This window comes from Bacillus sp. GMa5/1 (assembly GCF_050172015.1).
GTDB lineage: Bacteria > Bacillota > Bacilli > Bacillales > Bacillaceae_G > Bacillus_A > Bacillus_A cereus.
In genome coordinates, this window is sequence record NZ_JBNLYC010000004.1 from 15401 (window position 1) to 27285 (window position 11885).

Consider the following 11885-nt stretch of genomic DNA (forward strand, 5'->3'; position numbering starts at 1 on the left):
CAATTTGGAGGATATACAATGACAAACGACAACTTTTTTGACGTTCTATATGAACGCACATCTACACGTGCATTCAACCCAAATAAAGAAATCTCATCTACAGAATTACATGAGATTTTAAAAGCCGCAGCACAAGCACCTTCCGCTTGGAACTTACAACACTGGAAATTCCTTGTTTTTCAAGGCGAAGATGTACAAAAACGATTACACCCAATAGCTTATAACCAACAACAAATTCTTGATGCTTCTGCAGTAGTCGCTATTTTAGGCGATTTAGAAGCTTATAAAAATGTTGAGCCAGTATATGGTCCAATTGTAGAACAAGGATTTATGAAAGAAGAAGCAAAAGAACGCTTAGCTAAAAATATTGAATCTGCATATGCTCGTGAACAATTCCCAAGAGATGCTGCCTTTTCAAATGCATCTTTAGCAGCAATGCAACTTATGCTTGCAGCTAAAGCAACTGGTTGGGATACTTGTGCTATTGGTGGCTTCAATCCACAAGCACTGACAGACGAATTTAACGTTTCATCTCGTTACGTTCCAATTATGCTTATTACAATTGGTGAATCAACTTTAAAAGGCCACCCTGCACCTCGCATGAGCGTAGAGCAAGTGAGTGAGTGGGCAAAATAATAAAAAACGAAGGTAACTACGTTGCCTTCGTTTTTTATTTTCTGTCATACTTTTGTAATATTACTACAAATCATTCGACATTTATACTTATGGAAAAGTATATTCTATTCCCTCCTCATAAATAAACGTGACGTTTCGTGTCGAATTTTGTTAAGGTGTTGAAATATACCCGTGTATTTTTGTTACAATTATGATACAATGATAACAAATAGATAACAAGAGAGGGATTTTCATTGAGTTCATACGGAAGCTTTATCGCACTTTTATGTTACATAGTAACTGTACTGCTTCTATATTTTATTGGTGATGCCGCAAACATCTCCATTTTACAATTTCCAAAAGAAGAAGCATTCCAATTAGAATCAGAAAAACATACTGCACGATCCATTGTGCCACTACTCCTAGCTCTTCCTGTATATATCATCGTTTTATATAAAAGTAAAAAAGTGTAAAGGCTACCCATTTCATTTATTTCGGTGGTTTTTACATTTTTTTGTTATATTCCCCCTATTTTAAACATCATTCCATACTAAACACCCAGCTAGTCATTTAAAATGAGAAAATCCCCTAGAAAAAATTCCACTCTCTGTCCAGTCACTAACTACCGAACTTACATAGATTATAAGTGTGAAGGGGGTGATGAGGATTATGTTTGGATCATTTGGATGCTGTGATAACTTTAGAGACTGTCATCATCGTGAAAGAGAGTGTGACCATCGCGAACATCGCGAGAAAGAGAGAGAAGTAGTTAGACCACAACAACCAGCTGTATGTAACGTACTTGCTAGCATTTCAGTTGGAACAGAGCTTTCTCTTTTAAGCATTAGAGGTAATGGCACTTTCAATAATGTAATTTTTGAAGGTTTCGCTAACGGTGTTGCTCTTTTCTCTGCTTTAGCTCGTAATAACAAAGATAACAAAGATAACAATAAAGACGATAAGAACAATCAAAATCGAAATACTTTTACTGGTATTTTACGTGTATGCCCAACTGATATCGTTGCAATCGCTATCTAATTCTGTCTCTTATCCTCGATAGTAAGCAAATAAGATTTACTTTTCTCATAGAAAAAACCTGAGACCGATTTCAAATCGGCTCAGGTTTTTTTATTGATTATATGCTTTTAACTAGTTCAACAACTTCTTCAGCAGTTGACATCATTAATGCTTTTTCTGCTAATGTTTCCATTTCTGCTTTCGACAACTTGCTTAGCTGTGTTCTTGCAGGAAGAATAGATGTTGCACTCATACTGAACTCATCTAAACCTAATCCTAATAATAATGGGATAGCAAGTGAATCGCCCGCCATCTCACCACACATACCAGCCCATTTGCCTTCTTTATGAGCAGCATCGATAACCATTTTTACAAGACGTAAAATAGATGGGTTATATGGTTGGTATAAGTAAGATACTTGTTCGTTCATACGGTCTGCAGCCATTGTGTATTGGATTAAATCATTTGTTCCGATAGAGAAGAAGTCAACTTCTTTCGCGAATTGATCTGCTAATACTGCTGAAGCTGGGATTTCAACCATCATACCAACTTCAATAGAATCAGAAACAGTTGTACCCGCTTCTACAAGTTTCGCTTTCTCTTCTAATAAAATTGCTTTCGCTTGACGGAACTCATCAAGAGTTGCAATCATTGGGAACATAATTTTTAAGTTACCGTATACGCTAGCACGAAGTAATGCACGAAGTTGTGTACGGAACACATCTTGCTCATCAAGACATAAGCGAATTGCACGGTATCCTAAGAATGGGTTCATTTCTTTTGGTAAATGTAAGTATGGAAGCTCTTTATCTCCACCGATATCAAGTGTACGAACAACGACTGGTTGACCTTCTTTTACACCTTCAAGAACTGCTTTATACGCTTCGAACTGCTCTTCTTCTGTTGGAAGATTGTCACGGCCCATGTATAAAAATTCTGTACGGTATAAGCCAACGCCTTCTCCGCCATTATCGATAATACCTTGTACATCATTTGGTGTTCCGATATTTGCAACAAGCTCAACGTGATGTCCGTCACTTGTTACAGTAGCTTGGTCTTTTAATTTAGCCCATTCAGCTTTTTGCTCTTCAAATTTCGCTTTCTTTTCTTCAAACGAACGAAGAGTTTCTTCTGATGGGTTTACGATTACTTCTCCATCTAAACCGTCAATGATAACGATATCGCCGTTTTGGATTTTCTCCATAACAACTTTCGTACCAACAACAGCTGGAATTTCCATAGAACGAGCCATAATTGCAGAGTGAGATGTACGTCCACCGATATCAGTAGTGAAACCTTTTGCATACTTACGGTTTAACTGAGCTGTATCAGATGGTGTTAAATCTTCAGCAATGATGATTACTTCTTCAGAAATTGTACCAGGATTTGAGAAGTTAATTCCTAGTAAATGTGCAAGAACGCGTTTTGTTACGTCACGAATGTCCGCAGCACGTTCTTTCATATATTCGTTATCCATGTTTTCAAACATAGAAATAAACATTGATGCAACTTCATCCATTGCAAATTCAGCATTTACTTTTTCGCTATTTACTTTATCTTTTACTGGGTTTACTAGTTCTGGATCATTTAACACTAATAAATGTGCTTCAAAGATCGCAGCTTTGTCAGCACCTAGTTCAGCAAATGCGTGGTCCTTAATAGCTTCTAATTCAGTTTTTGCTTTCTCAAGCGCAGCGTCTAAGCGTGCAATTTCTGCAGCTTCGTTTGTAATTGATTTCTTTTCAATGTTAAATTCAGGATTTTCAAGTCTGAAAGCCTTTGCAATAGCAATCCCACTTGATGCAGCGATCCCTTGAATGTTAAGAGTCATTATTCTCCTAATCCTTCGTTTTTCATAGTTTCTTCGATAGCTGCTAGTGCTTGAGCTGCATCATCACCATTTGCAGTGATTTTAATTTCTGCGTTTTGTTGAATACCTAAAGACATAACGCCCATGATTGATTTTAAGTTAACGTTCTTTCCGTTATACTCTAAGTTAATGTCAGAACCGAATTTGCTTGCAGTGTTTACAAGTAGAGTTGCTGGACGAGCATGAATTCCTGAGTCGCTAGTTACTTTAAAGATTTTTTCCATGATAATTTATCTCCTTTAAATTACAGTATTTTTTAGTTGTATAGACGTGAGTACTACACCATCTATTGTATATAATAGGCGATGTTCGGTCAACCACATCGCCTATTATAATTATAAACATTTTGCGTCAAATTCCTACTGAATGTCAATAATAGCGGTTTCGCCCTTCTTAACATTTCCATCTTTTTTCAATTCGACTTGTTGCCCTTGTTGTAAGTTTGTAAAGACAATTGGTGTAATGATAGATGGTGCATTTTCTTTTACAAATGCAAGATCTACTTTTAATAATGGTTGGCCTTGTTTCACCTTGTCGCCTTGTGCTACAAGCGCTTCAAAACCTTCACCATTTAATTTTACAGTATCAATACCGAAGTGGATTAAAATTTCTTTTCCGCCTTCAGATTGAATGCCAATCGCATGTTTTGTAGGGAATACATTGACAATCTCACCGTTCACTGGAGAAACTACTGTTCCTTCAGTTGGTTCAATTGCAAATCCGTCTCCCATCATTTTTCCTGAGAATACTTGGTCAGGTACTTCTGTAATTGGTAAGATTTTTCCTTCGATTGGTGATACAATTGTTTCATTTTCATCAACTTTTTGAGGAGTTTCTTCCACTTTTACAGGTTCTTCTTTTTCAACATGAGGTGTACGACCTGACATAATATCATGAATTTGTGATTTTAATGTGTCAGATTTCGGCCCGAAAATAGCTTGAATGTTATTTCCAACTTCAAGTACGCCAGCTGCTCCAAGTTCTTTTAAGCGGTCTTTGTTTACATTCTTTTGTTCGTTAACTTGAACACGTAAACGAGTAATACAAGCATCTAAAGAAGCAATGTTTTCTTTACCACCAAGTGCTACTAATACTTCACGAGGAAGTTCGCCTGCTTCTGCTTTTCCTGCGCCGTCATTTGCATTTGCCACTTCACGACCAGGTGTTTTTAGATTCCATTTGCGAATTGCAAAGCGGAATCCGAAGTAGTAAATAACTGCTAGTACAAGACCAACAATAATTACCCACCACCATGCTGTACGGCCTGGTAATACACCGAATAATAGGAAGTCAATTAAACCACCAGAGAATGTCATACCAATTTTAACACCTAAAATTTGCATTGTCATAAATGATAGACCAGCAAATACAGCGTGAATTCCGAATAATACTGGCGCTACGAATAAGAATGAAAATTCAAGTGGCTCTGTAATACCTGTTAAGAAAGATGTTAATGCTGCAGAACCTAAAATACCTGCTGCTAATTTTTTATTTTCTGGACGTGCTTCATGGTACATTGCTAAAGCTGCTGCTGGAAGACCAAACATCATGAACGGATACTTACCAGTTGTAAATGTACCTGCTGTTAATTCTACACCGTCTTTTAACTGTGCCATAAAGATTTTTTGGTCACCACGGATTAATTCGCCAGCTGCATTTGTATACTGACCGAATTCGAACCAGAACGGTGAATAGAAAATGTGATGTAATCCAAATGGAATTAATGAACGTTCAATTAAACCGAATATAAATGCTGCGATTGTTCTATTTGCATCAATCATTTGATGTGAGAACGTGTTTAAGCCACCTTGAATGTATGGCCAAATGAAGCACATGATAATACCTACTATTAAAGAAAATGTTGCAGTTGCGATCGGTACGAAGCGCTTACCTGCAAAGAAACCTAAGTATGATGGTAATTCAATGTTGAAGTATTTATTATAGCAATATGCCGCTACTATACCGACGATAATACCACCAAATACTCCTGTTTGTAGCGTTGGAATACCTAATACGTTTGCATACGCTGGATCTGCAAATCCAATTTTTACTGGGTCTGCTCCAGAACTTGTTACTTTCACTAGCTTATCTACTTCTAAGAACACACTCATCGTTTTGTTCATAATTAAGTAGCCGACGAATGCTGCTAAACCAGCTACTCCGTCTCCACCAGCTAAACCAATTGCTACCCCAACTGCGAATAATAATGCAAGGTTAGCGAAAATAATATCACCAGATTGTTCCATAATTTTTGCAACCATTACGAACCAATCTGCTTTTAAAGCAGGAATAACATTTGTTAACTGTGGATTTTGAAATGCATTACCAAATCCAAGTAAAATACCTGCCGCCGGTAAAATCGCTACTGGAAGCATTAACGCTTTTCCGACTTTTTGAAGAACACCAAAGATATTCTTAAACATGGAAACCCTTCCTCTCTTATCTATATTGATACCTTCCGACAAACGCCAAAAAGACATGAGGAAAAAAAGATAGAACGATAGCTATACAAAGGGTAGTATATCCCTTTCTCTAGCTTACATTCCTTACTTTTCTCCACTCATGCCTGATCGAATCAGTAACACGTGTCAAAAATAGGTTTACGTATAAGTTCACTATAATTAAGGCAAACGTTTTCGTTACTCACCTTAATGTGTTTGTCGAAATTTGTATAACTTTGCAATAGTTATTATACATAACTATTGTAAGCGATTCAATCATTTTTTTTAACGTTTTCATTTTAGACAAAAATATATGACTTTTTACACATGCTCTGCCTTTACTAAGCGTTGCAAGTGCATCGTTAAATAAATACTTTCAGCTTCATATACAGGTAGTTGCAACTCTTTTTGCATGACCTTAACTAGCTTCCAAGCCAAGTTATAGCAAACTGGATACTCCGCCTTTAATAAATCAGCAAAACTTTGCGATTCTTCTACTTTTTCTCCTTTTTTCACCCTCTCAATGGCATATTGAAGATGACGAATAAGGCGTAAATAATGAATGCTCTCTTGGTCTAATGTAATTTGTAAGTTTGTCTCAATTAAAGATACAAGTTGTGCAATGAGACGGGAGTTTTGATTAACTGAAGATAAATCAGAATTTGTAAGCGAACTGTAAATGTGAAGTGCAATAAAACCAATTTCTCCTTCTGGCAATGTAATTTGCAAACGAGAATTTAAAAGTTGTACAACACCTTCCGCAATTTCATATTCCTCTGGATAGAGCATTTTTGTTTCAACTAAAAAAGGGTTATCAATTGTAAGTCCTTGTTTTAACCTTTTAATCGCAAATGAAATATGATCCGTTAACGCAATATGAATATGTTCATTTAGTGGAGATTTCGCTTTTTCTTGAATGTACAGCATAATATCGTTCATCAATTCAATTAATTTTTCACTAATATGCGGCACTAATAATTTGTATTGTTCACGATCACGTTCATTTTTTAAGACAAACATTTTTTCGATTTGTTCTTGCTCCAATACATCTTTCGCTTTTTTCCCAAATCCAATTCCTTTACCAATCACTACTACTTCCTCGTGTTCCGGATGGCTAGCAATGATGACATTATTATTTAAAACTTTTTTAATTTCTAGATAATTACTCATATAACACCACCCTCGTACTTAAATAGCCTACTTTTATGTTACAGAATATTCTTCTTTGTCGTCAATGTAAAACATCTGCCATTTAATAAAAATTCATTTTTTAGACATGTTTATATATGATGCGTATAATGTAAGAGCAACTGTACATAGAAAGGAGATAACAGCATGATTAAAATGTTTGTAAGTGATATCGATGGTACAATGATGCAACACGGAGGTCTTATTGATGAACAAGATGTTGCGGCACTACGCAGCCTTGCCGAACAAAATGTTATTCTTTGCTTCGCTTCCGGAAGACTTGATAATGAAATTGCAGACTTAATGAAAGCTGTAAATACAAATTTTCATCGCATTAGTGTAAATGGTGTTTTTGTATATACACATGAAAATAAACAACTATTATCTGCAACTTTTGATTCCAGCATACTTCCCGATTTGTTAGCTATGACGAATGAAGATCCTTATTTCCGTTATGTAAGTGATGAGCATAATTATTACATTGAAGAGAAAACACCTTTTATTCAAGAACTTGAACAACAAGTAACTATGACTTCTGTTGAAGAACCAAACTTACTACAGAAGATTGATGATACAATTTTCCCAAATAAAATTTCTGTCGGTGGAACAAAGGAGAGCTTACAACTCCTTCAGAAAAAAATTGATGAAAAATTCCACGGGAAAGTTAGTACTTTCATCTCAGCAGAACAATGTTTAGATGTAATGCCACCGAATGTTAGTAAAGGCTCTGCCATTTCTGTTTTATTAAATGAGTTTCAAATAAAACCTGAGGAAATTGCTTGTATAGGGGATTCTTACAATGATATTCCTATGTTTTCTTTAACTCCTCACAGTTTTGCTATGTCACAAGCAGATAATGCAGTAAAAAATCACGCTCACTATGTAGTAAATCACGTCAAAGATGCTGTTAACCACGTAATTGCTCATAATAAAAATACGACTCATTCCTTATAAGGATGAGTCGTATTTTTATTTCTTTACATGTTAACCATTTTCAATTCCACTGTACTTCACAAACTGAAATATACTATTTGTTACGTGCGATATTCGTAATAAATTTATAACGATCTCCACGATAAATACATTTCACGTACTCTAGCGGTACCTCACCTTCTGAATATGACCATTGACGCATTACAAGTACAGGCGCCTTTTTAGGAATATGCAGATGTTCAGCTTCATTTTCCGTCGCAACGGAAGCTTCAATTGACTGAGTAGCGCTAACAAGTTTAAAGCCCAGTTTTTTCTCTAAATGTTCATATAAAGATTGTTGCAATATCTCTTCGTTAATATCTTTTACAAGAGCTGGCGACAAATATGTCGTCTCAAAAGCAATCGGTTCATCATCAGCTAAGCGAATACGCCTCACTTCATAAACCGATTCCCCCTCCTGTATTCTCAACCGGTCTGCTATTTTCGCAGTAGCTGGAACTAGGCGGAAACTAAGTAATTGACTACTTGGGTTCATCCCACGAGAAATCATGTCTTCTGTGAATCCCGTCATTCCTTGCAATTTTTGTTCCACTTTCGGAAGTTGGACAAATGTTCCAATTCCACGCTTCCGATATAAATAGCCCTGTTCCACTAAATTATTAATCGCCTGTCTGATTGTCATTCGACTCACTTCGAACTTATCACAAAGTTCATTCTCAGATGGGATTTTATCTCCCGGCTTCCATTCGCCGTCCTCAATTAGCTGTTTCACCCACTCTTGAATCTGATAATAGATCGGAAATGGTGAATACTTGTCGATGTTCATCAGCAATCGCCTCACTGCATAAAGATAGAGCTTCTTGATCAGCGATTACGGTTACATTCGGATGACGTTGTAAAACTGTAGCCGGACACTCTTCACTATATTCACCTTGCAATAATTCTTTAACAGCTTCTGCCTTTTTAGAACCCATAGCAACAAGTAGAACTTGTTTCGCTTTCATAATGCTTCCAATTCCCATTGTAATCGCATGAGTTGGCACATCTTCTTCTTTTTCGAAGAAGCGAAGGTTTGCTTGGCGTGTAGATTCTGTTAATTCAACAATGTTTGTTGGAGAATTAAACGGTGTTCCTGGCTCATTAAATCCGATGTGACCGTTTTCACCGATTCCAAGAATCTGTAGGTCAACTGGGTTAGCAGCTAGAATGCTCTCGTAACGTTTGCACTCTTCCTCTAAATCACTTGCCATCCCGTTTGGTACATAAGTTTGTTTAAATGGAAGATGATCAAACAACTGTTCTTGCATGAAATAGTGATAGCTGTTTTTATCTTCATGTGGTAAATTTACGTACTCATCTAAGTTTACAGTGGTTACACGGCTTGTATCAAGTTTATTTTTTCGCATTTCTGCATAAATACCTAATGGAGAGCTTCCTGTAGCCATTCCTAACGTTGGATTTTCTTTTGTTTTTACAACTTCTTCAATTAATTTATAACCTGCTTCTGCTAGTTCTTCTGGAGTTTTTACAACAAGAATATTCATTTAATTACTTCCCTTCCTTCATATGAATTCCTAAACGAACCGTATCATATACATGTAAATCTTCATTCATCACAACAAAGTCTGCATCTTTTCCTACCGCTAATGCACCTTTATTATTTAATCCAAACTCTTCTGCTTGGTTAACTGATGTCATCAGTACTGCATCTTCGATTGAACAACCTGTAAATTCAATTACATTTCGGAAAGCTTGATCCATTTTTAAAATACTACCAGCTAACGTTCCATCTTCTAATCGAGCACTACCATCTTTTACATGTACTGGCTGTCCGCCAAGCTCATATAATCCATCTTCAAGACCCTTTGCACGCATTGCGTCAGTGATAACACTTACTTTTTTTGGTCCTTTTAACTTATATGCTAATTTCACCATATCAGGGTGAATATGAATGCCATCTGTAATTACTTCAACCATTACATCTGGATTTAATAACACATGACCAACAACTCCTGGTTCACGGTGATGTAATCCACGCATTTGATTGTATAAATGTGTCGCATGTGTAATCTTTCTATTTTTTAGTTGCTCATCAATTGCATCTGTATGCCCCATTGTGCCAACTACACCAGTTTCAGCAAGATATTGCTCAAACTCTAATGCTCCCTCTTCTTCTGGTGCATATGTTACTAATTTAATTAAATTCCCACTTGCTTCTTGCCATTGTTTAAATTGCTCAATATTTGCAGGAACGATATGTTCAAGTGGTTGTGCACCTGCACGTTTCTTTGAAACATAAGGTCCTTCTAAGTGAATATATTCGAAATGCGCTCCTTTTTCTTTTGCTTCTTTTGCAGCAGTTAACGCTGCTTCAATTGCCTCTGGAGCTTGTGTCATTGTTGTTGGGAAGTAAGTTGTAACCCCTTCTTTTAACATTTCTTTACCTAGAGTTACTAACCCATCGCTATTTGCATCCATCGCATCAATATCGTATCCACCATGAATATGAACATCGATCATACCTGGAATTACAATCTTCCCTGTAGCATCAAAAACAGTTTCATTTTCTTGTGGTACATATTGAGCCATCAAACCAATTTCTTTAATGGTTTCTGCGTAACGAATAAATCCGTTTTCCACTATTTCTTGACCTGTGTAAATTTTGGCATTGATGACAATTTGCGTTTTCATTTTCATCGATCCTTTCCCATGAATTACCTACTTTTTATTATTACCTTATTCGCCTAGTTCCATCTTAATATACGCACGAGTAGTTGTCTATACATTCTAATGAAATTTCCTTTTTATTCAACAGAAAAGGAAATTTCTTACGTCTCTTATAATTATAATATATATTATTCATTTTTCCAAAAAGGGACAGTATCGCCCCCTAATCTAGAAATCACTTCAATAATGGCATTAACCCGCTAGACTCTAACATAATATGTTCACCATCTGTTTCCATTTCTACTGTACGTTTATTCGTTCTATATACCATTATACCGTGCCTTTTTAAGCGTTTCACTACACTTTGGTGAGGATGTCCATACGGATTACTACTCCCGTACGACAAAATAGCAAACTGCGGTTCCACTTTTTTTATAAACGTTTCACTTGTTGAAGTATATGAGCCGTGATGCCCTACTTTTAACACATCTGCATGGACATCAAATTGTTTTAATATTTCATGTTCTGTCCGTACATCCGCGTCACCCATTAATAAAAAATCCGCTTTTCCATATCGCACCTTTAAAACAATTGAGGATTCATTATTTTCATCTTTTGATTTCCCGTTGTTTAATACTTGTATAGAAACATGTGGATCCAGCGGTATATATTGTCCTTCCTTTACTGAAACGAAAGGTATCCCTCTTTTTTTAATATTATTCCGATACGTATGATAAGTAAGAGAACTATATGTTTTTCCGCTATCTAATATAAGCGATACCGGCATTTGCTCTACAATTGGAATTAACCCCCCTATGTGATCCATATCGGGATGCGTACTGACAATTACATCTAAATGATTAATCCCTTTCTCAATTAATTTCTGAATAATAACCTCTCCTGCTTCATAAGGTCCTCCATCAATTAACATTGTTTGTCCATTTGGCATTATAATAAGTGTTGCGTCACCTTGCCCCACTTTTAAAAAGCTCACTTTCATTTTACTAAGATGTTGCCGATGCATATGTAAAGGAGACGTAGTATGAATGGACATCATATACCTTTTAGCTGATGCGCTATTTAAAGAAAAACATAATAAAACAGAAACTAATAATAAAATAATCCGCATACCTCTCATAACTCGTCTCCTTTTT

At 36.2% G+C, this 11885-nt stretch carries 12 protein-coding genes; 4 read left to right on the forward strand and 8 right to left on the reverse strand.

The genetic code is table 11. The annotated features are described in order from the left end of the window. Positions 1 to 18 precede the first annotated feature (18 nt). The 3 genes from ACQGSG_RS01790 (at position 19) to ACQGSG_RS01800 (ending at position 1653) form a co-directional block, all read left to right on the forward strand. Positions 19 to 636, forward strand: a complete 618-nt coding sequence (locus tag ACQGSG_RS01790) for a nitroreductase family protein (protein ID WP_000180372.1) — start codon at positions 19 to 21, stop codon at positions 634 to 636. Positions 637 to 869: 233 nt separating this feature from the next. Beyond that, the gene (locus ACQGSG_RS01795; RefSeq protein ID WP_000100485.1) at positions 870 to 1088 is read left to right on the forward strand and encodes a hypothetical protein; all 219 of its coding nucleotides are present in this window, start codon (positions 870 to 872) and stop codon (positions 1086 to 1088) included. A gap of 196 nt (positions 1089 to 1284) precedes the next feature. Next, positions 1285 to 1653, forward strand: coding sequence for a DUF3915 domain-containing protein (locus tag ACQGSG_RS01800; protein ID WP_000468039.1), 369 nt, complete (start codon positions 1285 to 1287; stop codon positions 1651 to 1653). Positions 1654 to 1750: 97 nt separating this feature from the next. On the opposite strand, the gene ptsP is transcribed toward ACQGSG_RS01800, so the two are convergent. The 4 genes from ptsP to glcT form a co-directional block, all read right to left on the reverse strand. After that, positions 1751 to 3463, reverse strand: coding sequence for a phosphoenolpyruvate--protein phosphotransferase (gene ptsP, locus ACQGSG_RS01805; protein ID WP_000174207.1), 1713 nt, complete (start codon positions 3461 to 3463; stop codon positions 1751 to 1753). Next, positions 3463 to 3726 carry a phosphocarrier protein HPr gene (gene ptsH / locus ACQGSG_RS01810; protein WP_000411080.1) on the reverse strand — a complete coding sequence of 88 codons (264 nt, stop codon included), beginning with the start codon at positions 3724 to 3726 and terminating at the stop codon, positions 3463 to 3465. Before ptsH ends, ptsP begins: the two co-directional genes overlap by 1 nt. A gap of 135 nt (positions 3727 to 3861) precedes the next feature. Beyond that, positions 3862 to 5925, reverse strand: a complete 2064-nt coding sequence (gene ptsG / locus ACQGSG_RS01815) for a PTS glucose transporter subunit IIABC (protein ID WP_000475797.1) — start codon at positions 5923 to 5925, stop codon at positions 3862 to 3864. A gap of 339 nt (positions 5926 to 6264) precedes the next feature. Next, entirely contained in the window at positions 6265 to 7113 is an 849-nt protein-coding gene (glcT, locus tag ACQGSG_RS01820) for a glucose PTS transporter transcription antiterminator GlcT (protein ID WP_000073854.1), read from the reverse strand. 165 nt (positions 7114 to 7278) lie between these two features. Here glcT and ACQGSG_RS01825 point away from each other — a divergent pair, with 165 nt between their 5' ends. Beyond that, positions 7279 to 8085: a Cof-type HAD-IIB family hydrolase gene (locus tag ACQGSG_RS01825; protein ID WP_000594245.1), complete on the forward strand. Its 807-nt coding sequence runs from the start codon at positions 7279 to 7281 to the stop codon at positions 8083 to 8085. Between the two features lie 73 nt (positions 8086 to 8158). On the opposite strand, the gene phnF is transcribed toward ACQGSG_RS01825, so the two are convergent. From phnF to ACQGSG_RS01845, 4 genes are all read right to left on the reverse strand, one after another. Continuing rightward, positions 8159 to 8890 carry a phosphonate metabolism transcriptional regulator PhnF gene (gene phnF / locus ACQGSG_RS01830; protein WP_021727649.1) on the reverse strand — a complete coding sequence of 244 codons (732 nt, stop codon included), beginning with the start codon at positions 8888 to 8890 and terminating at the stop codon, positions 8159 to 8161. Then, on the reverse strand, positions 8820 to 9608 hold the full coding sequence (nagB, locus tag ACQGSG_RS01835) for a glucosamine-6-phosphate deaminase (protein ID WP_001024210.1): 789 nt from the start codon (positions 9606 to 9608) through the stop codon (positions 8820 to 8822). Before nagB ends, phnF begins: the two co-directional genes overlap by 71 nt. Before the next feature lie 4 nt (positions 9609 to 9612). Beyond that, entirely contained in the window at positions 9613 to 10755 is a 1143-nt protein-coding gene (nagA, locus tag ACQGSG_RS01840) for an N-acetylglucosamine-6-phosphate deacetylase (RefSeq protein ID WP_002103552.1), read from the reverse strand. Between the two features lie 211 nt (positions 10756 to 10966). Continuing rightward, positions 10967 to 11869, reverse strand: a complete 903-nt coding sequence (locus ACQGSG_RS01845) for a ComEC/Rec2 family competence protein (RefSeq protein WP_001214829.1) — start codon at positions 11867 to 11869, stop codon at positions 10967 to 10969. Positions 11870 to 11885: the final 16 nt, after the last annotated feature.